Source organism: Cellulomonas sp. NPDC055163 (genome assembly GCF_053607065.1).
The window spans coordinates 441,267-460,752 of record NZ_JBSGSU010000002.1 but is presented as its reverse complement, the minus strand read 5'-3'; the positions used below and the strand labels follow the sequence as shown (position 1 = coordinate 460,752).

At 76.2% G+C, this 19,486-nt stretch carries 21 protein-coding genes and 1 pseudogene; 15 read left to right on the top strand and 7 right to left on the bottom strand.

Annotated features, from left to right (window positions below; all coding sequences use genetic code 11):
- Window positions 1-55 precede the first annotated feature (55 nt).
- The 3 genes from arfA (at window position 56) to ACWFNE_RS05830 (ending at window position 3,480) form a co-directional block, all read left to right on the top strand.
- Window positions 56-1,567 carry an arabinosylfuranosidase ArfA gene (gene arfA / locus ACWFNE_RS05840; protein WP_452121487.1) on the top strand — a complete coding sequence of 504 codons (1,512 nt, stop codon included), beginning with the start codon at window positions 56-58 and terminating at the stop codon, window positions 1,565-1,567.
- 137 nt (window positions 1,568-1,704) lie between these two features.
- Complete coding sequence (locus ACWFNE_RS05835; RefSeq protein WP_452121486.1) at window positions 1,705-2,697, top strand: arabinan endo-1,5-alpha-L-arabinosidase; 993 nt, start codon at window positions 1,705-1,707, stop codon at window positions 2,695-2,697.
- A 51-nt stretch (window positions 2,698-2,748) separates the two neighbouring features.
- A complete protein-coding gene (locus ACWFNE_RS05830; protein ID WP_452121485.1) occupies window positions 2,749-3,480 on the top strand; it encodes a hypothetical protein in 732 nt (243 codons plus the stop codon).
- Window positions 3,481-3,498: 18 nt separating this feature from the next.
- Here ACWFNE_RS05830 and ACWFNE_RS05825 read toward each other — a convergent pair whose 3' ends face one another.
- The 3 genes from ACWFNE_RS05825 to ACWFNE_RS05815 form a co-directional block, all read right to left on the bottom strand.
- Complete coding sequence (locus ACWFNE_RS05825; RefSeq protein WP_452121484.1) at window positions 3,499-3,972, bottom strand: hypothetical protein; 474 nt, start codon at window positions 3,970-3,972, stop codon at window positions 3,499-3,501.
- A gap of 201 nt (window positions 3,973-4,173) precedes the next feature.
- Window positions 4,174-4,743, bottom strand: a complete 570-nt coding sequence (locus tag ACWFNE_RS05820; RefSeq protein WP_452121483.1) for a GNAT family N-acetyltransferase — start codon at window positions 4,741-4,743, stop codon at window positions 4,174-4,176.
- Window positions 4,740-5,663: an HAD family hydrolase gene (locus tag ACWFNE_RS05815; protein WP_452121482.1), complete on the bottom strand. Its 924-nt coding sequence runs from the start codon at window positions 5,661-5,663 to the stop codon at window positions 4,740-4,742. Before ACWFNE_RS05815 ends, ACWFNE_RS05820 begins: the two co-directional genes overlap by 4 nt.
- Before the next feature lie 35 nt (window positions 5,664-5,698).
- Between ACWFNE_RS05815 and ACWFNE_RS05810 the strand changes: the two genes are divergently transcribed.
- Window positions 5,699-6,043, top strand: coding sequence for a glutaredoxin family protein (locus ACWFNE_RS05810; RefSeq protein WP_452121481.1), 345 nt, complete (start codon window positions 5,699-5,701; stop codon window positions 6,041-6,043).
- Window positions 6,043-6,759, top strand: a complete 717-nt coding sequence (locus ACWFNE_RS05805; RefSeq protein ID WP_452121480.1) for a redox-sensing transcriptional repressor Rex — start codon at window positions 6,043-6,045, stop codon at window positions 6,757-6,759. The genes ACWFNE_RS05810 and ACWFNE_RS05805 overlap by 1 nt, the downstream gene beginning before the upstream one ends.
- 126 nt (window positions 6,760-6,885) lie before the next feature.
- Here the strand turns inward: ACWFNE_RS05805 and ACWFNE_RS05800 are convergent, their stop codons facing one another.
- Window positions 6,886-7,446, bottom strand: a complete 561-nt coding sequence (locus tag ACWFNE_RS05800) for a YceI family protein (protein WP_452121479.1) — start codon at window positions 7,444-7,446, stop codon at window positions 6,886-6,888.
- 174 nt (window positions 7,447-7,620) lie between these two features.
- Between ACWFNE_RS05800 and ACWFNE_RS05795 the strand changes: the two genes are divergently transcribed.
- From ACWFNE_RS05795 to ccsB, 6 genes are all read left to right on the top strand, one after another.
- On the top strand, window positions 7,621-8,157 hold the full coding sequence (locus ACWFNE_RS05795; RefSeq protein WP_452121478.1) for a MarR family winged helix-turn-helix transcriptional regulator: 537 nt from the start codon (window positions 7,621-7,623) through the stop codon (window positions 8,155-8,157).
- Between the two features lie 93 nt (window positions 8,158-8,250).
- Window positions 8,251-8,907: a histidine phosphatase family protein gene (locus tag ACWFNE_RS05790; protein WP_452121477.1), complete on the top strand. Its 657-nt coding sequence runs from the start codon at window positions 8,251-8,253 to the stop codon at window positions 8,905-8,907.
- A gap of 32 nt (window positions 8,908-8,939) precedes the next feature.
- Entirely contained in the window at window positions 8,940-9,533 is a 594-nt protein-coding gene (locus ACWFNE_RS05785) for a TlpA family protein disulfide reductase (RefSeq protein WP_452121476.1), read from the top strand.
- Window positions 9,530-10,558, top strand: coding sequence for a cytochrome c biogenesis protein CcdA (locus ACWFNE_RS05780; RefSeq protein ID WP_452121475.1), 1,029 nt, complete (start codon window positions 9,530-9,532; stop codon window positions 10,556-10,558). The genes ACWFNE_RS05785 and ACWFNE_RS05780 overlap by 4 nt, the downstream gene beginning before the upstream one ends.
- Window positions 10,558-12,411 (top strand): cytochrome c biogenesis protein ResB, encoded by a 1,854-nt coding sequence (gene resB, locus ACWFNE_RS05775; protein WP_452121474.1) that lies wholly within the window; start codon window positions 10,558-10,560, stop codon window positions 12,409-12,411. The genes ACWFNE_RS05780 and resB overlap by 1 nt, the downstream gene beginning before the upstream one ends.
- Window positions 12,408-13,424 (top strand): c-type cytochrome biogenesis protein CcsB, encoded by a 1,017-nt coding sequence (gene ccsB / locus ACWFNE_RS05770; RefSeq protein ID WP_452121473.1) that lies wholly within the window; start codon window positions 12,408-12,410, stop codon window positions 13,422-13,424. The genes resB and ccsB overlap by 4 nt, the downstream gene beginning before the upstream one ends.
- Before the next feature lie 135 nt (window positions 13,425-13,559).
- Here ccsB and ACWFNE_RS05765 read toward each other — a convergent pair whose 3' ends face one another.
- The gene (locus tag ACWFNE_RS05765; RefSeq protein ID WP_452121472.1) at window positions 13,560-13,928 is read right to left on the bottom strand and encodes a PLDc N-terminal domain-containing protein; all 369 of its coding nucleotides are present in this window, start codon (window positions 13,926-13,928) and stop codon (window positions 13,560-13,562) included.
- 64 nt (window positions 13,929-13,992) lie between these two features.
- Between ACWFNE_RS05765 and ACWFNE_RS05760 the strand changes: the two are divergent.
- A pseudogene (locus ACWFNE_RS05760) lies at window positions 13,993-14,175 on the top strand (DUF4229 domain-containing protein); the annotation flags it as partial.
- Between the two features lie 279 nt (window positions 14,176-14,454).
- Here ACWFNE_RS05760 and ACWFNE_RS05755 read toward each other — a convergent pair.
- Both ACWFNE_RS05755 and ACWFNE_RS05750 read right to left on the bottom strand, forming a co-directional pair.
- The gene (locus ACWFNE_RS05755; protein ID WP_452121471.1) at window positions 14,455-15,324 is read right to left on the bottom strand and encodes a 1,4-dihydroxy-2-naphthoate polyprenyltransferase; all 870 of its coding nucleotides are present in this window, start codon (window positions 15,322-15,324) and stop codon (window positions 14,455-14,457) included.
- Between the two features lie 90 nt (window positions 15,325-15,414).
- Window positions 15,415-16,662, bottom strand: coding sequence for an AMP-binding protein (locus tag ACWFNE_RS05750; RefSeq protein WP_452121571.1), 1,248 nt, complete (start codon window positions 16,660-16,662; stop codon window positions 15,415-15,417).
- A gap of 206 nt (window positions 16,663-16,868) precedes the next feature.
- Here ACWFNE_RS05750 and ACWFNE_RS05745 point away from each other — a divergent pair, with 206 nt between their 5' ends.
- The 3 genes from ACWFNE_RS05745 (at window position 16,869) to ACWFNE_RS05735 (ending at window position 19,438) form a co-directional block, all read left to right on the top strand.
- Window positions 16,869-17,972, top strand: coding sequence for a DUF3048 domain-containing protein (locus tag ACWFNE_RS05745; RefSeq protein ID WP_452121470.1), 1,104 nt, complete (start codon window positions 16,869-16,871; stop codon window positions 17,970-17,972).
- A 45-nt stretch (window positions 17,973-18,017) separates the two neighbouring features.
- The gene (locus ACWFNE_RS05740) at window positions 18,018-19,112 is read left to right on the top strand and encodes a DUF3048 domain-containing protein (RefSeq protein WP_452121469.1); all 1,095 of its coding nucleotides are present in this window, start codon (window positions 18,018-18,020) and stop codon (window positions 19,110-19,112) included.
- Between the two features lie 161 nt (window positions 19,113-19,273).
- On the top strand, window positions 19,274-19,438 hold the full coding sequence (locus tag ACWFNE_RS05735) for a hypothetical protein (RefSeq protein WP_452121468.1): 165 nt from the start codon (window positions 19,274-19,276) through the stop codon (window positions 19,436-19,438).
- Window positions 19,439-19,486 lie beyond the last annotated feature (48 nt).

Genomic DNA, 19,486 nt, shown 5'->3' with positions numbered 1-19,486 from the left:
GACCGGGCGCGCGGCGCGACCGCGCCCCGCCCGCCCCACCCGACAAGGAGCACGCATGCTGCCCGTCTCACTGACCGTCGACCCGGCCTTCCGGGTCGGCCCCGTCCGGCGCCGGACCTTCGGGTCGTTCGTCGAGCACCTGGGCCGGTGCGTGTACACCGGCATCCACGACCCCGAGCACCCGACCGCCGACGAGGACGGGTTCCGCGGCGACGTCATCGAGCTCACGCGCGAGCTCGGCATCTCGACCGTGCGCTACCCCGGCGGCAACTTCGTGTCCGGGTACCGCTGGGAGGACGGCATCGGCCCGCGCGACCAGCGCCCGACACGCCTCGACGTCGCCTGGCACTCGTCGGACCCGAACCTCGTGGGCGTCGACGAGTTCATGCGGTGGACCGCGAAGTCCGGCACCGAGGCGATGATGGCGGTCAATCTCGGCACGCGCGGGATCCAGGAGGCCATGGACCTGCTCGAGTACTGCAACGTCCCCGGCGGCACGCGCCTGTCGGACCTGCGCCGGGCGAACGGCGCGCCGGACCCGTACCGCGTGAGGATGTGGTGCCTCGGCAACGAGATGGACGGGCCGTGGCAGCTCGGGCAGATGTCCGCCTACGAGTACGGGCGGCTCGCGGCGCGCACCGCCGCGGGCATGCGGATGATCGACCCCGGCATCGAGCTCGTCGCGTGCGGCTCGTCGGGCGTCGTCATGCCGACGTTCGGGGAGTGGGAGCGCATCGTGCTGCAGGAGGCGTACGAGCAGGTCGACTACATCTCCGCGCACGCGTACTACTGGGAGGAGGACGGCGACCTCGGGTCGTTCCTCGCGAGCGCGGTCGACATGGACCACTTCGTGGAGTCCGTGGCCGCGACCGCCGACTCGGTGCGCGCGCACAAGAAGGTCGCCAAGCGCGTCCACATCTCGTTCGACGAGTGGAACGTCTGGTACCAGGACCGCGCCGAGTCGCGGCCGCCCACCGGCGACGACTGGCCCGTCGCGCCCGTCCTGCTCGAGGACCGGTACAACGTCGCCGACGCCGTCGTGGTCGGCAACCTGCTCATCTCGCTGCTGCGGCACACCGACCGCGTGCACGCCGCGAGCCTCGCGCAGCTGGTCAACGCGATCGCGCCGATCATGACCGAGCCCGGCGGGCGGTCCTGGCGCCAGACGATCTTCCACCCGTTCGCCCAGGCGTCGGCGTTCGCGTCCGGCGAGGTGCTCCGGGTCGCGATCGAGGCGCCGACGTACGAGACGGCCAAGTTCGGCGACGTGCCCGTGGCCGACGCCGTGGCGACGTGGGACGCCGAGACCGGGGCGCTCGCGCTGTTCGCGGTCAACCGGTCCACGACCGACACCGTCGAGCTCACGGTCGACGTGCGCTCGCTGCCCGGGCTGAGCCGGGTCGTCGACGCGACGTCGCTCTCCAACCCCGACCACACGTGGCAGGCCACGGCCGACGACGCCACGAGCGTCCTGCCGCGCACCAACCCGAGCGTCAAGCTCGACTCCGGCACGCTGACCGTCGAGGTCCCCCCGGTGTCGTGGAACACCGTCCGGCTGGGGATCTGATGCCGCTGCACGGGCGCAGACGCGTGCCCGGTCGCGGGCCCGCTCCGAGCGCGGCGCGACGGGCCGGGGCCGCCGCGGTGGTGTGCGCGCTCGCCGCATTCCTGGCCGCGTGCACCCCCGACGACGGGTCCGCGCCCGTGCCGACCCCGACCGGCCCGGCGGCGACCGAGCTCGAGCTCTCGGGCGACCTGCGCACCCACGACCCCGCGCTCGTCGTCGGCGAGGACGGCGAGCCCTGGTACGTGTTCTCGACGGGCGACCAGCGCGTCGGGCTCGGCTCGATCCAGGTCCGCACATCGCCCGACGGCCGCGAGTGGACCGAGGCGGGCACGGTGTGGAAGGCGTCGACCCGCCCGGAGTGGGTCTACGAGCAGATCCCGGGGGTGACGAACTTCTGGGCGCCCGAGCTCGTCGAGCACGACGGCACCTGGTACCTGTACTACTCGGCGTCGACGTTCGGCTCGAACCGCTCGCTCGTCGGGCTGGTCACGAACACCACGCTCGACCGGTCCGACCCGGCCTACGCGTGGGTCGACCAGGGCGAGGTCTGGCGCTCGACACCCGGCGAGACGAACTACAACGCGATCGACGCCGGTGTCGTCGAGGACGCCGACGGCACGCCGTGGATGGCGTTCGGGTCCTTCTGGGGCGGGATCCAGCTCGTCGAGCTGTCCTGGCCGAGCGGCAAGCCCGCCGACCCGGCCGCCGACGCCGTGACGATCGCGTCGCGCCGGGGGCAGCCCAACGCTATCGAGGCGCCGTACCTCGTGGCGCGCGACGGGTGGTTCTACCTGTTCGTGTCCCGCGACGCGTGCTGCCAGGGCACCGACTCGACGTACAACATGGCGGTCGGCCGGTCCCGCGAGGTCACCGGGCCCTACGTCGACCGCGACGGCGTCCCCCTGCTCGAGGACGGCGGGACCCCGCTGCTCGCGACGCGCGGGGACCGGGTGGGCCCCGGCGGGCAGTCGGTCTCGGCCGGGCGCCTCGCGTTCCACTACTACGACGCGACCCTCGGCGGGGAGCCCCGGCTCGCGATCCGGGAGCTCGCGTGGGACGACGCGGGGTGGCCGGTCGCGACGACCGCCGAGGAGCAGGCGACGGACGCGGAAGACGCCGACGCGGGGTGAGGGTTGTTGCGGGGCGGCACGGGCGTCAGGGCCGGCGACCATACTGACGGCATGGTCGAGGTCATCACGCTGCTCACCGCCGTGGTCAGCGCTGCCGCCGCCGCGGTGAGCGCGTGGGTCGCGGTCGCGCAGTGGCGCGAGAGCAGGGCCGCGCGTGCGGCCGGCGGGTCCGTGCCCGACGACGCGGTCGTCGGCAGCGGGACGGGGGGAGCGGGCGGCCGCCCGGTCGGCGGTCCGGGCCGGCCGGACGCCGGCGGTGGCGCGAGCCGGCCGGGTGGCGCGGACGACGGCCCGGGCCGCCGGGACGCCGGCGCCGGTCAGGAGCCCGACGACGGCGCAGGTCAGCCCGGACACCCTGCGCAGCCCGCACCCGCAGGGACCGGCGAACCGACCGGGTCGCGCCCGCCGACGGACTGGGTGCGGCCCCGGTCGCTCGACGAGCGGGACCCGCGTGAGCAGCCGTCCGTGGCGCCGGTCCCGTCGCGCACGCTCGCGGTCGCCTCCGGGGTCGCGGCGGTGTGCCTCGCGCTCACCGCCGCCGCACTCACCGGCTTCGCGCTCGAGCCGCGGGACGGCACGGTCGCCGACGGCCCCGCGGGGACGGTGCTCAGCATCGCCATGCTGCTGAGCGTGTGCGGCGCGAGCCTCGCCGCGTGGGTCATCGTGACCCGGCGCTCGCGCACCACGCGCGACCAGCGCCGCGCCGCGCTCGCGTTCGCGGGCTCCCTCGCGCCGTGGATCGCGCTCACGGTCGTCGACCTCGTGCGCGGGCTCGCGTCCTGAGCCGTCCGGGCCGGACCGCTACGCCGCGCCGCTCGCCGCGATGTAGGACGTCGTCCGGTCGAGCGGGTGGATGAGGACGGCCGGGGCGAGGCAGCGGTCGGGCAGCGTCACACGCTCGCGCAGGCGGGCGTTGCCGTCCTCGTCGAACGAGACCGTCCCGGTGCGCGCGACGACCACACCGTTGCAGGCCACGCTCGCGTGCAGGATGAAGATCGGGTTGTTGCCGTACTGCAGGTTGATGAGGTCGCGTACCCGGAGGTCGACCCACCCGTCGCTCGTGACGGTCACCCTGCTGCGGCTCTCGGACCACGGGTTGCTGCCCGGGATCGCACCGAACAGCTCGGGGTCGGTCGAGACGCTCCCGACGATCCGCGCCTGCAGGACGACGCGCCCGTCGCCCCGCCCCGGGCCCCCGTCCGCGGCCCCGGGGCCCAGCGCCACCACGGCGGCGAGGACGGGAACGGCAGCGAGCCGGAGCAGGGTCGAGCGCATGGCAGCCTCCAGGGGTGCGGCGCGTGGTCCGTCCAGCGTGCTCCGCGCGCCGGGCGCGCGGCAAGGGCGACGGAACGCGGTGCGGGGCGGGCGGAGCGCACGGCAGCGCGCCCGCGACCGTGTCCGGGTGCTCCCGGGCGCCGTGCACCGGGCCCGGCCGAGCGCAGCGGCGCCCCTGCCGTCGAGGTCCGCGCGCGCCGGTCAGGCGTCGGCGGTCCCCGTGGCGACCTCGCCGCGCAGCACGCGCTCGAGCACGAAGTCGTCCTCGAGCCGGTCCCCGACCAGGAACCGCTTGGTCCCGACGACCTCGAACCCGGCCCGCCGGTAGAACGCCTGTGCGCGCAGGTTCTGCTGGTTCACGCCCAACCACACGCCCGCCGCCCCGGTGCGCCGCGCGGCGTCGAGCGTCGCCGCCATGAGCAGCGTCGCGACGCCCTGCCCGTGGTGCCCCGGCAGCACGTAGCACTTCGAGAGCTCGACGGTCGGGTGCAGGCGGACCGCCGCACGCACGTCCGCGTCGCCGGGCTCGCCCTCGACGAGCATCGTGTAGCCGACCGGCTGCGGGACCGCGTCGTCGTGCGCCACGAGCAGGGTCCGCGCCGGGTCCGCGAGGTACTCCGCGAACCGCCCGGGCGACAGGACCTTCGCGATGAACGCCTGCTGCGACTCGCGTGTCGACCCCGGCGGGCACGCGAGCGGGAACGTGATCGCGGCGAGGGCGGCGAGGGCGTCGGCGTCGTCGGGCACCGCGCGGCGCACCCGCGCGCTCACGGGCGCACCGCCCGCCGGATCGCCCGGAACACCAGCCCGCCGACCCACGCGAGCCCGGCGAGGCTCGCGGCGTTGACGCCGCGCCGTGCCGCACGCCGGCGGCCGCGGAACTCGCGGATCGGCCAGCCGACCTCGCGCGCGTGCCGGCGCAGGCGCCCGTCCGGGTTGATCGCGCACGGGAAGCCGACCTCGGACAGGATCGGCACGTCGTTCGTCGAGTCGCCGTACGCGTACGACTGCGTCAGGTCGAGCCCGTCGCGCTCCGCGAGCGCCCGCACCGCGCTGGCCTTGGCCTCGCCGTGCAGCAGGTCGCCGACGAGGTAGCCGGTGTAGAAGCCGTCCTTGTGCTCGGCGATCGTGCCGAGGGCGCCGGTGACGCCGAGCCGGCGGGCGATGAGCTCGCCGACCTCGACCGGGGTCGCGGTGACCAGCCACACCTGGTGACCGGCGGCGATGTGCTCGTCGAGGAGCTTCTGGGTGCCCGGGTAGATCCGCAGGCACAGCACCTCGTCGTACACGTCCTCGGCGATGGCGGTCACCTCGGCGACCGAGTGCCCGGTCATGATCGACAGTGCCCGCGAGCGCACCTCGTCGATCTGGCCGAGGTTCTCGCCGAACAGCTGGTACCGGGACTGGTGCAGCCCGAACGAGAGCAGGTCGCGCTTGCGGAAGAACCCGCGGCGGTACAGGCCCACGGCGAGGTGGAACGCGCTCGCTCCGCGGATGATCGTGTTGTCGACGTCGAAGAACGCGCCGACCCGGGGGTGGTGCTCGGTGCCCACCCCCTCGACGTCCGCGCCCGGGCTCGCGGTGCGCTCGCGCCCCTCGGCTCGTGGTGGGGCGTCGGGCGCCGCCACGATGTGCGGGACGACGGCCGCACCGGCGGCGGCGACCTCGTCGGGCGTTGTCGGCTCGGGCACCCCGTCACTCTAACGAGCCGTCCTAGGCTGGGGACGTGCATCCCGCCGACCCGTCCGGACCCGCCGCCGCACCGGAGCGCGTCGTGCTCTACGGCCGTGCGGGCTGCCACCTGTGCGACGAGGCACGCGAGCTCGTGCGCGCGGTGTGCGCCGAGGCGGGCGCGGGCTGGCGCGAGGTCGACGTCGACGCGCCGGGAGCGCCGCCGCTGGCGAGCGGCGAGCCGGTGCTCGACGCCTACGGCGAGCTCGTGCCGGTCGTCGAGGTCGACGGGGTCCGCCAGGGCTACTGGCGCATCGACGGCACGCGGGTCCGCCAGGCCCTCGCTGCGGGACCCCCGACGTCCTCACCCGCCCCGAGGACCATCCCGGGGGGTCGGTGATGGGCGCCCCTCCGCCCGGCCCCACCGACGCACCGCTGCGCGACGACGCACCGCTGCGCGACGCCGCGCCGCTGGTGCGTCCGGCCGCGCGCACCGTGCCACCGTCGACCGTCGCGCGGCTCCCCGGGTACCTGCGTGCGCTCGCGGAGGTCGAGGCCCAGGGGGTGCGGACCGCGTCGTCGGACGCGCTCGCGGACGTGGCCGGCGTGAGCCCCGCGCAGCTGCGCAAGGACCTGTCGTTCCTCGGGTCGCACGGGACCCGCGGGGTCGGCTACGACGTCGCGCACCTGCGGGGGCAGATCGGGGTCGTGCTCGGGCTGACGCGGCAGCGCCCGGTCGTCATCGTCGGGCTCGGGAACATGGGCCACGCGCTCGCGAACTACCCGGGCTTCACCGAGCGGGGGTTCGTGGTCGTGGGGCTCGTGGACGCGGACCCGGGCGTCGTCGGCACCCGGGTCGCGGGCCTGCGCGTCGAGCCCGCCGAGCGGCTCGCGGACGTCGTGCGCGAGGGCGGCGCGACGATGGCCGTGATCACCGTCCCGGCCGGTGCGGCGCAGGACGTGTGCGAGCAGCTCGTCGCGGCGGGCGTGCGGGGGATCCTCAACTTCGCCCCGCGCGCGCTGCAGGTGCCCGACGGCGTGGACGTGCGCTCGGTCGACCTCGGTTCGGAGCTGCAGATCCTGGCGTTCCACGACCAGGCGCGGTCGATGTCCTGAGCCCGGCGCCGGGCCCGGACAGACCTCGGGCGCGACGACCGGGGGGACGGTCGCCGCGCCCGAGGAGGCTGCGGTGCGCACGCGGGTGCGCGGTGGCCCGGGGGCCGGGAGTGCGTCAGGCGGGTGTCACGCCTGCTTGATGATCGACGCGTCGATCGTGATGACGACCTTGTCGCTGACGAGCACGCCGCCGGCCTCGAGCGCCGCGTTCCAGGTGAGCCCGAAGTCCTTGCGCGAGATCGTCGTCGTGGCCTCGAAGCCGGCGCGCGTGTTGCCGAACGGGTCGACCGCGGTGCCGCTGAACTCGGTCGCGAGCTCGACCTCACGGGTCACGCCGTGGATCGTCAGGTCGCCGACGATGACGTGGTCGGACCCGGCGGGGCGCACGGCGGTCGAGGCGAAGGTCCACTCGCCGAACTGCTCGACGTCGAAGAAGTCCGCGGTCTTGAGGTGGCCGTCGCGGCCCGCGTCGCCGGTGCTGATCGACGAGGGGTCGAGCGTCGCGGTGACGGACGTGGACGCGAGGTCCTCGCCGACGACGACGCTGCCCGAGGTGATCGCGACGGTGCCGCGGACCTTCGAGATGCCGGCGTGACGGACGGTGAACGCGGCCTCGCTGTGCGACGCGTCGACGGCCCAGGTGCCCGTGGTGAGCTCGGACGGGACCGCGGTGGAGGTGGTGCTCATGGTGATCTCCTCGGGAAGTCGTTACTTGAACCGTCAAGGAACTGTTAGTTGAGATTTCTACTACACTGAGCGACGTCGCGCAACCCCCTAGCGTGGTTCGGACACACCACGCTCCTCGCCCGTCCCCCCGCGCAGCCCTCGCGCCCCGCCCCGAGCCCGACCCCCGGAGACCCCATGACCAGCACCGACACCCGGACCGAGAACAGCGCGGACGTCCGCTGGCTCTCGTCCGAGCAGCAGACGCACTGGCGCGCGTTCCGCGACGGCACGGCGCTGCTCCTCGACGTCCTCGGTCGCGAGCTCGACGACGACAGCGGGCTCTCGCTCGGCGAGTACGAGGTCCTCGTGCGGCTCTCCGAGGCGCCGGGCCGCACGCTGCGGATGTCCGAGCTCGCCGGGGAGCTCGCGCACTCCCGGAGCCGCCTCACGCACACCATCCGCCGCATGGAGAGCGAGGGCCTCGTCGCCCGCACCCCGTGCGCCGAGGACGCCCGCGGCGTCAACTGCACGATGACGGACGCCGGCTGGCAGCGGATCGTCGACGCCGCGCCCGGGCACGTCGAGGCGGTGCGCGCCAACCTCGTCGACGTCCTGACCCCCGCCCAGCTCGCCGCGCTGGGCGAGGCGATGGGCGTCGTCATCGAGCACCTGCGGACCGCGGCACGTCCCCGGTCGTCGGCCGGCGGATCCGGGGGCCGGGCCCGCCGCTGACCCCGCGTCCGGCGGCAGGTTCCCGCTCCGGACGTCGCCCATCTCACGCCGCCGCCGGACCCAGCACACAGCCACGTTTGCGACACTGGGACCATGGTCGCCACCACCCTGCACCTCCTGCGTCACGGCGAGGTCCACAACCCCACGGGCGTGCTCTACGGGCGCCTGCCGGGCTACCACCTCTCCGAGCGGGGCCACGCCATGGCGGCGCTCGTCGCCGAGCACCTCGCGGGCGGGCGCGCCGCCGACCGTGCGGACGTCACGGTCGTCATCGCCTCCCCGCTGCAGCGCGCGCAGGAGACCGCCGGCCCCATCGCCGCCGCGTTCGGCGTCGAGGTCCGCACGGACGAGAACCTGCTCGAGGCCGAGAACCAGTTCCAGGGCATGACCTTCGGGGTCGGCGACGGGTCGCTGCGCCACCCCCAGCACTGGCCGCTGCTGCGCAACCCGTTCCGCCCGTCGTGGGGGGAGCCGTACCAGGCTCAGGTCGCGCGCATGCGCGCCGCGCTCGACGCCGCACGGGAGGCCGCCCGCGGCCACCAGGCCGTGCTCGTCAGCCACCAGCTGCCCATCTGGGTCACGCGCCTCGCGTTCGAGAACCGGCGGCTCTGGCACGACCCGCGCCGGCGGCAGTGCTCGCTGGCCTCGCTCACGTCGCTGCACTACGAGGACGACCGCTTCACGGGCCTGACGTACAGCGAGCCCGCCGCCGAGCTGCTGCCCGGCGCGGCGCGGGTGGCCGGCGCGTGACCTCGCGGGCTGCCGGTCGGACCGGACGCGGGGTGCAGGCGACCGCGGGCGCCGCCGGGCTCGTGCTCGCGCTCGGGCTGCTCGGAGCGTGCACGGCGGACGAGACCAACGCACCCGACGACGTCGTCGGGCAGGGGTACGAGTCGGGCGACGGCTCCCGGAAGGTGTGGTCGGCGGCCGACCGGTCCGAGCCCGTCGAGCTCTCGGGCACCGACTTCGCCGGCGAGGCGCAGGACGTCGCGGCATGGCGCGGGGACGTCGTCGTCCTCAACACCTGGTACGCCGCGTGCCCGCCGTGCCGCGCCGAGGCGCCCGACCTGGTGGACGTCGCGACCGGGTACGCGGACCAGGGTGTGCACCTGCTCGGCATCAACGGGACCGACGACGCGGGCGCCGCCGAGGCGTTCCAGCGCACGTTCGAGGTGCCCTACCCGAGCATCGCCGACACCGACGGGACCGCGATCGCGGCGCTCCAGGGCACGGTGCCGGTCCAGGCCGTGCCGACCACCGTCGTGCTCGACCGCGAGGGTCGCGTCGCCGCGCGCATCCTCGGCATCGCCGAGGGGTCGACGCTGCGCGCGATCCTCGACGACGTGCTCGCCGAGCAGCCGGGCGCGACGACGTGACCGGCGCGGCGCCGGGCCTGCTCGGGGCCGCGCACGGCGTGCTCGCTGCCGGCGGGGTCGCCGCGGACCTCGGCGACGCGTTCCGGACCACCGCCTTCTCCGGGTCCCTGCTGCTCGCGGTGCCGGTCGCGCTCGTCGCGGGGTTCGTCGCGTTCGCGTCGCCCTGCGTGCTGCCGCTCGTGCCCGGCTACCTCGGCTACCTCGGCGGGATGTCCGCGGCGACGCTCGGCCCGCGGCGGGTCACCGCGGGTGCGCCCGCCCCTGTCGCGTCCGGGACCGCGGTGAGCGGTACGGGCCCACCGGGGCCGGTGCCGACGGGAACCGCGCCGTCCGGCACGGCGTCGACCGGCCGCCCGGCAGGCGGCGCGTCGTCCATCCAGGCGTCGCCCGGCACGGCGCGGTCCGGCGCTGCGTCGACCGGCACCGCGCCCGCACCCGACCGCCGCCGGCTCCTCGCGGGCGTCGGGCTGTTCGTCGCGGGGTTCACGCTGGTGTTCGTGCTGCTCGGGGTGCTCGCCGGCTCGCTCGGCGGGGTCCTGCGCGACTGGCAGGACCCGGTCAGCCGCGTGCTCGGCGCGGTCGTCGTCGTCATGGGGCTCGCGTTCCTCGGCTTCGTGCCGTTCCTGCAGCAGGAGCGCCGCGCGCACCTGAGCCCCCGCGCCGGGCTGTGGGGCGCCCCGCTGCTCGGCATCGTGTTCGGCCTCGGCTGGACCCCCTGCATCGGTCCGACGCTCGTGGCGATCACCGCGCTGTCGCTCGACGGCGGCTCGGCCGGGCGCGGTGCGGTGCTGTCCGTCGCGTTCTGCCTCGGCCTCGGGCTGCCGTTCCTGCTGCTCGCGCTCGGCACGGCGCGCAGCCGCCGCGCGCACGAGCTGCTGCGGCGCCACCGCCTCGCGGTCATGCGCGCCGGGGGAGGGCTGCTCGTGCTGCTGGGCGTCGCGCTCGTCACGGGCGTGTGGGGCACCTGGGCGCAGTGGCTCCAAGGGCTCGTGACCGGCGCCGACGTCTTCGTGCCGGTGGTCTGATGAGCACCTACACGCCCGAGGGCCTCGACGACGCGTACGCCCCCATGGGCGCGTCCGACCGGTCCGACCCGGCCGGCACCTCACCGGCCCCGCCGACGCTCCCGCAGCTCGGCGCCACCGGCTGGCTGCGCTGGGCGTGGCGCCAGCTCACGAGCATGCGCGTCGCGCTCCTGCTGCTCATGCTCCTCGCGGTCGCTGCCGTGCCGGGCTCGGTGTGGCCGCAGCGCTCCCAGGCGCCGGAGCGCGTCGCGCAGTACCTCGTCGACCACCCGACCGCCGGGCCGTGGCTCGAGCGCGCCGGCATGTTCGACGTCTACTCCTCGGCCTGGTTCTCGGCGATCTACCTGCTGCTGTTCGTCTCGCTCGTCGGCTGCATCCTGCCGCGCACGCGCGCCCACCTGCGCGCCCTCGGCGCCCGCCCGCCCCGCACCCCGCGCCGGTTCGACCGCTTCCCCGCGCGGGCCGGCGGGGCGAGCGACCAGTCCCCGGAGGCGGTCGTGCGTGCGGCCGCGAGCGCGCTGCGCGGCCGGGTCGCCCGGCTGCCGCGGTACCGCGTCGACGTGCGCCGCGAGGACGCACCCGGCCCGGTCGAGGGCTCCGCGGGCGACCCGACCGGTGCGACGGGCGCCACCGGGACGACGGGCGCCGCCGGGGCGACGGGCGCCGCCGGGGCGGCCGGCGCGGTCGGTGGCGACGCCGCAGGTCCCGACACGTGGACGGTGTCCGCGGAGCGGGGCTACCTGCGCGAGTCCGGCAACCTCCTGTTCCACCTCGCGCTCGTCGGGCTGCTCATCTCGATCGCGACGGGCCAGCTCCTGCACTTCCGCGGGCAGGCGATCGTCGTCGAGGGCCGCGGCTTCGCGAACGCCCAGAGCGACTACGACACGTTCGAGGCGGGCGGCGCGTTCGAACCCGCGGACCTCGTGCCGTTCACCCTGCGGCTCGACCGGTTCACGTCGGAGTTCGACCCCGAGACGCTCCAGTCGCGTGACTTCCTCGCCGAGGTCACGCTCACCGAGCCCGGGAGCGCGCCGACCGCGGAGACCATCAAGGTCAACCACCCGCTCACGGCCGGCGGGGCCAAGGTCTACCTGCAGGGCAACGGGTACGCGCCCGACGTCGTGGTGCGCGACGCCGCCGGCGAGGTCGCGTTCTCCGGGCCCGTGCCGTTCCTCCCGCAGGACGAGGTCTACACGTCGCAGGGCGTCATCAAGGTCCCCGACGTCTCGGGCGGCCAGTCGCAGATCGGGCTCGTCGGCTCGCTGCTGCCGACCGCGCAGCAGCTCACCGACACGATCTGGCGCTCGGTCGACCCGCAGCCGACGGACCCCGTGCTCGTGCTCGCCGTCTGGCAGGGCGACCTCGGGCTCGACGACGGGGTGCCGCAGAACGTCTACGAGCTCGACGACACCGGCATGGAGCAGGTCACCGAGCCCGACGGCACCCCCGTGACGCTGTACGTCCGCCCGGGTGAGACCGTCGAGCTGCCCGACGGGCTCGGCACGATCGAGCTGCGGGACCTCCCGCGGTTCGTCGCGCTCGACCTGCGCCGCGACCCTGCGCTGCCGTTCGTGCTGGTCTTCGCGCTGCTCGCGTTCGCCGGCCTCGGGGTCTCGCTGTTCACGCCGCGGCGTCGCGTGTGGGTCCGCGCGGCACCCGACGGCGAGCACCCCGGACGTACAGTGGTGAGTGCCGCGGCCCTCGCGCGCGGCGACGACGTCGGCCTCCAGGCCGAGCTCGACGAGATCGTGGGCGCCCTCGCGCTCGAACCCGTGGGCGGCGCGGACCCGGCGCAGCCCGCACCCATCCCGCGCGCCACCCCGCGCGCACCGGCGGAAGAGACCAAGCCATGACCGTGGGCGACCTCAGCTCCCTGCTCGTGTGGGCCGCGATGACCGCGCTGACCGTCGCGTTCGTCGCGTCGACCGTGGCCCTCGCCCGGCTCGCCGAGGCGTCGCGCCGCGTCCCGACGGCCCGCGAGCTGGCGACCGCGGGGGCGCCCGCCGGCCCGGCAGCCGCCGCGTCCGACGTGCCGCCCGACGTGCGTCCCGAGGGGTCCCCGAAGGCCGCGGGGATCGCGCGCTCGACCTCCGTGACGGGCGCCGCGCTCCTGCTCGCCGGGATCGTGACGCGCGGCGTCGCCGCCGGGCGGTGGCCCACCGCGAACATGTACGAGTTCGCGCTCGTGGGGGCCTTCATCGCCGTCCTCGTGCTCGTGGTGGTCCAGCGCCGCCGCTTCATCCCGTTCCTCGGCGTCGTGGTGCTCGGCATCGGGGTGCTCGCGCTCGCGCTCGCGCTGACCGTGCTGTTCGTGCAGGCCGACGCGGTCCAGCCGGCCCTGCAGAGCTACTGGCTCGTGCTGCACGTCGGTGTCGCGATCATCGCCACCGGGGTGTTCACCGTCGGGTTCGCCGCCGCGGTGCTCCAGGTGCTCCAGGACGCGCGCGAGTCCGGGCGCAGCCGCGCCGGCGCCGCCGCGCAGGCAGGGAGGCCGGGCGCCCTGCACCGGTGGCGCGTGACCGGCCCCGCGTGGGCGTGGCTGCGCTCGGCACCCTCCGCGCGCGAGCTCGAGGCCTTCTCGTTCCGGCTCAACGCGATCGGCTTCGTGCTGTGGACGTTCACGCTGATCGGCGGCGCGATCTGGGCCGAGCACGCCTGGGGGCGGTACTGGGGCTGGGACCCCAAGGAGGTCGGCACGTTCGTCGCGTGGGTGGTCTACGCCGCCTACCTGCACGCCCGCACGACGCGCGGGTGGAGCGGGCGGCGTGCGGCGTACGTGGTCTTCGTCGGGTACGCCGTGGTGCTCGCGAACTTCACGGTCGTGAACCTGTTCGTCACGGGGAAGCACAGCTACTCGGGGCTCTGACACCAAGGGCCCCGGCAGCAGCTCGGGCTCTCAGCGCTGGGGGCGCGCGGTGCGTGCTCGCGCCGCCACCCCGGGGCCGGGTGCGCGGTCGGCGGTGCGCGACCCCGCCTGCGCGACCCCGCCTGCGGGTGGGCGTCAGCTCGTGGAGGAGGGGCCCGACGACGGCGGGTCCGTCGGGTCGGCGGGCTCGCCGGCGCCGGTCCCGCCGGCCTCGCGCTCGCGCCGCCGACGGTCCTGCTCGAGGCGCCAGAGGAACTCCGGGTCGTCGTCGGGGGCGAGCGGCGCCTGCGGCACCGTCCCGAGGCCCGGACCCCGCCCGGTGCGGCGCCCGGGCGTGCGCCGGACGAGCAGCCACGTGACCGAGCCGATGACCGGCACCAGCACCATGAAGGCGACCCACAGCGCCTTGTGCAGGCCGAGGCGCTCGCGCTCGTCGCTGCGTGCGACGTCGATGACCGTGTACACGATCAGGCCGACGACCACGAGGGCGAAGAGGTTGCGCACCCGGCCACAGTAGTTCGCCGACGGCGGTTCGCGACCCCCGAGCGGTGCCGCCTAGGCTGGGGAGGTGCGCGTCCTGACCTACTCCCTCATGCGGCTCGGGCTGCTCGCCGTGTGCTTCGCCGGGCTCTACTGGGCCGGTGCCGGCCTGTGGGTGGCGTTCCTCGTCGCGACGTTCCTCGCCTGGGGCCTGTCCTACGTGCTGCTCGCCGGGCCCCGTGACGCGGCCGCGCTCGAGATCGCCGAGCGCACGCAGGCGAGGGCGGCGCGCTCGGGCCGCTCGCAGCGCGAGCTCGACGACGACACCGCGGAGGACGCCGCGGTCGACGCCGCTCTCGCCGCGACCGGGCCGGGTGTCCCCGGCGCACCCGTCGCTGCGCCGCCGGTCACCCCCGCCGCCGCGTCGCTCGACGCGGACGCCGCGCAGCACGCGCTCGACGCGGGCGTGGCGTCACCCGGCTCCGCGGATGCGGCGACGTCGCCCTCCGGCAGGACGGTGCTCACCACGGCGGGCGCGGGCGCACCGGCGTCAGAGCGCGAGGCCGACGCCGAGCAGGATCCCGTAGCCCAGCTCGAGGAGGCCGGTGCCGGCGAGCACCGGGACGAGCGCGATGCCGCGCGCCCCGAGGATCACGGTGACCGCGAGGACCCCCGCGGGTAGCGCGAGCACCAGCACGAGCAGGGCTCCGGGGGCGACGAACGCGCACGCGACCCCGAGCAGCAGCGGCACGGTCACGAGGAGCGCGTAGGCGCGCCGGGCCCGGTGGTCGCCGAGCCGGACCGCGACCGTGCGCTTGCCGACGAGCACGTCGGTCGGGATGTCGCGCAGGTTGTTGACCATGAGCAGCGCGCACGCGAGCAGCCCCACGCCGACGGCGCCGGCGACCGCGACCCACGAGATGCGGTCCGCCTGGGTGTATGTCGTGCCGAGCACCGCGACGAGCCCGAAGAACACGAAGACGCCGACCTCGCCGAGCCCGCGGTACCCGTACGGGCGCCGCCCTCCGGTGTAGAACCACGCGGCCGCGACGGCGAGCGCCCCGACCGCGAGCAGCCACCACTGGCCGGTGAGCACGACGAGCACGAGCCCGAGCACCGCGCCGACCCCGAGGGCGGCGAACGCGGCGAGCCGCACCTGCGCCGGCCGGGCCGCCCCGGACGCGGTGAGCCGCATGGGCCCGACCCGCTCCGTGTCCGTGCCGCGGACGCCGTCGGAGTAGTCGTTCGCGTAGTTGACGCCGACCTGGAGAGCGAGCGCGACGCCGAGCGCGAGCAGCGCCCGGCCGAGGTGCGCCTGGTCGAGCTGCGCGGCGGCGCCGGTGCCGACGAGCACCGGCGCGGCCGCCGCGGGCAGCGTGCGCGGGCGCGCACCGGCGATCCACTCGGACGTCGTGGCCATCGTGCTCCTGTCGGGTGGCGCCGCGTGCGCGGTGCTGGGGGTCGTGGGGGTGCCGTGGTGCTGAGTTCGGGCGAGCGCCGGGGACCGGGGTCAGCGCCCGAGCCGGCCCGCGGCCAGCCGGGCGACCGCGGCACGGTCGGGCTTGCCGGGTCCGCGCAGCGGCAGGGACTCCACCACGACCACGGCACGGGGCGCCGCGGCGTGGCCCAGGCTACGCGCGACGGCGGCCCGGACGTCGTCGTGGGCCGGGGCGCGGGCACCGTCGTGCAGCACGAGCACGGCGGTCACCGACTGCCCCCACTCCGGGTCGGGCAGCCCGACGACGCACACGTCCGCCACACCGTCCAGTCCGCCGAGGACCCGCTCGACCGCGGCGGGGGCCACCTTCGACCCGCCGGTCACGAGCACGTCGTCCGCGCGCCCGAGCACGCGCAGCACGGGCGCCCCCCGCCGGGCGGCCGCGTCGTCCGCGGCGGCGCCGGTCCCGAGCTCGCCGAGGTCCCCGGTCCGCAGCCACCGCCGGCCGCCGCGCTCGACGAACGCCTCCGCGTCGAGGTCGGGCCGGTCGCGGTACCCGGCCGCGAGCACGGGCCCCGCGAGCAGGACCCGCCCGGTCGCGTCGACGTCGACGTCGACCCCGTCGAGCGGCACGCCGTCGTACACGCAGCCCCCGCACGTCTCCGACATCCCGTAGGTCGTCACGACCCGCACGCCCGCGGCCCGCGCGTCCGCCAGCAGCCCGGCGGCCGTGGCGGCGCCGCCGACGAGCACGGCGTCGAACGTGCGCAGCGCGTCCAGCGCGGGGGGCGAGCCGAGCAGCCGGTGCAGCTGCGTCGGCACGAGGGAGGTGTACCGGCGGACCGGGCCGGCGGACGGGCCGCCCGGCGCGCGCACCACGGGACCCGGGGCCGGGGGCGCGGACCGGGACCTGCCCGGCCCTGCCGGAGTACCGCCGCCGTCCGGCCCTGCTGGAGCGCCGCCGCCGTCCGGCCCCGCCGGAGTACCGCCGCCCGGCTCGTCCAGCGCGCGCACCGCCCGCTCGAACGCCTCCACGCGGAACGGCCCGGGCGGCAGGACGACCGGCTCGGTCCCCGCGAGCAGCGACCGGACCAGCACCTGGAGCCCGGCGACGTGCACCGCCGGCAGCGCGAGCAGCCAGCGGCCGTGCCCCCCGAGCCGCGCCGCGGTGGCCTCGCCCGACGCGCGCAGCGCCGCCGCGGACAGCAGCACGTCCCGCGGCGCGCCCGTCGAGCCCGAGGTCCGTACGACGAGCGCGACGTCGCCCGGAACCGAGCCGGGGTCGTCCGGCAGGGGCTCGTCGGCGGGCACGGGCAGCACCGCCGGGCCGGTGCCGTCGAGCGCCGCGGCCAGCGCCGCGCGGAGCTCGTGGAGCGGGCCGCCGGTGGGCGACGCCGTGCCCGGGGTGCCGCCCGGACCGGACGACACGGGCACGCAGCGGACCGGACGGCTCACCGGGCCAGCGTAGGCGGGACCGTAGAGTGTGGCCGACCCGGCCGCCCACCCGGGAACGAAGGAGCTCGCCCGTGCCCACGTCCGCGCCGTCAGCGCAGTCCGCGCCCCCGCGCCCCGCCCGGCACGCGCGCACCCGAGCCGCCGTCGTCCTCGGGCTCGTCGCCCTGCTCGGTGCCTGCTCGGGCGGCACGGACGCCCCGACCGACCCGCCCGTGACGCTGCCGCCGGTCATCACGCCCGCGAAGCACGCCGCACCGGCACCGGTCGTGCCGCCGCGCTGGGTGCTCACGGGGATGCCGTCGAGCGAGCTCGTCGAGCGTCCCGCGCTCGCGGTCAAGATCGAGAACCCCAAGGAGGTCCGCCCGCAGACGGGCCTCGACCAGGCGGACGTCGTCTGGGAGCAGGTCGTCGAGGGCGGGGTGACCCGCTTCGTCGCGGTCTTCCACTCGACCGTCCCGGCCGAGGTCGGCCCGATCCGCTCCGTTCGCCCGATGGACCCCGCCATCGCGTCGCCGCTGCACGGCGTCATCGCGTTCTCGGGCGGGCAGCCGGGCTTCGTCGAGGCGCTCTCCGCCGCGGGCCTGCAGACCGTGAGCCACGACGCCGGCAACGACGGCTTCTACCGGACGAAGGGCCGCGCCGCCCCGCACAACGTCTTCGGTGACCCGTCGGCGTTCCTGGGCCAGGCGGACGCCGGGCACGCCGCGTCCCCGCCCGAGCAGTTCCACTTCGCGCGTCGCCCGGAGCTCGCCACCGCGGCCGTCGCGGGCACGCCCGCGGCGCAGGTCGCGGTGACCATGTCGTCGTACTCGAAGCCGTCGTGGGAGTGGAGCGCGGCGGACGGGACGTGGCTGCGCTCGGAGTCCGGGACCCCCGCGTCCTCCGCGTCGGGCTCGCGGCTCGCGGCGACGAACGTCGTGACGCTGCGCGTCGACCTCGTGGCGTCGGGCACGGTCGACCCGGCCGGCAGCCCTGTCCCGGAGACCAAGCTCGTCGGCTCGGGCGAGGCGCTCGTCGCGACGGGCGGCCGGACGCTCGCCGCGACCTGGTCCAAGGCGTCCACGGACGCGCCCCTGACGCTCGCGACCGCCGACGGCACGGACGTACGGCTCGCACCCGGTGCGACCTGGGTCGAGCTCGTGCCCAACGGCACCGGTGCGGTGACCGTCGGCTGAGCCGGCGGTGCGAAGGCGGCAGGACATGACGACGAGGGGGACGGCATGGTGCTGAGCGGGCGGACGGACACGGCGCGGCTGGACGGGCGGGGGCGCACGGCCCGGGTCGCGGCGACGCTCGCGGGTGCGGTGCTCGCGCTCGCGGCGTGCGGCTCGCCCGAGGCGGTGGCCCCGGCGCCCGAGACCGTGACGGTCAGCCCGACGATCGCGCCCGCGAAGGGAGCCGCACCGGCCCCCGTCGTCCCGCCGACGTGGCCGCTGACCGGGATGCCGGGCGAGCCCGCCGCACGCCCGGCCCTGGCGGTCAAGATCGAGAACACGGCGGTCGCGCGGCCGCAGAGCGGGCTCGAGCAGGCCGACGTGGTGTGGGAGACGATCGTCGAGTTCGACGTCTCCCGGCTCATCGCGGTCTTCCACTCGCAGGTCCCGGCCGAGGTCGGGCCCATCCGCTCCGTCCGGCCCATGGACCCGCCCGTGACCGCCCCGCTGCACGGCCTGCTCGCGTACTCGGGCGGGCAGGAGGGGATCCTCGACCTCGTCGCGGCCAGCGGTGTCCAGACCCTGAGCCACGACGCGGGCGTCGAGGGCATGTACCGGACCCGTGCCCGCTCGGCGCCCCACAACGTCTACGGCAACCCCGAGACGTTCTGGCGGCTCGCCGACGCCGGCCACCAGGCACCTCCCGCCGAGCAGTTCGAGTTCGCCCGCTCGCTCGACCGGGCCGCCGCCGTGGTCGGGGGGACGCCCGCCAGCACGCTCGCCTTCCGGCTCTCGCCGGCGTCGAGCCCGTCGTGGACGTGGGACGGCACGTCGTGGCTGAGGTCGGAGGGGACCGCGCCGGCGGTCGGCGCGAGCGGCGCACGGCTCTCCGCGACCAACGTCGTGGCGATCACCGCCGACCACCCCGCGACGGGCTTCGGCGCGCAGAACGGGGCCGCCGTGCCGACGTACACGCTCGTCGGCTCCGGCGACGCGGTCGTCGCGTCCGGCGGCAGGATCGTCCAGGCGCATTGGCAGAAGGACGCCGACGACCAGCCCATGCGCCTGTTCCTGCCCGACGGGTCGCCCGCGCGGCTCGCGCCCGGGACCACCTGGGTCGAGCTCGTGCCCGCCGGTTCCGGGAGCCTCACGGTCGGCTGAGACGCCGCGGGGACGGTGCGCGTGCGCCCGTCGCCCGGACGGCCTCACCCCCCGGGATGACCGCCGGCGGAGCGGTTGTGCTCCCCGCGGTGGACCCCGGGCGACGACCTCCGTCCCCTGGGCCGATGCGGCCGCACGTGGCGCGCACGCACTCTGGTGCCATGACCACGATCACGTCCGAGAGCGCCGAGGAGCGCGCCGAGCGGGTGCACTCGCTCGGCGCCGTCCTCGCGTCCGTCACCATCCTGTCCGCGCTGCTCCTCGGCGCCTCCTACGCGCTCGCGCAGGTCGTCCAGGTCGCCCTCTGGGCGTTCTCCGGCACCTGACCCGGCACCCCACCCGGCACCCCGCCGCGCACCGGCCCGGGCACCCGA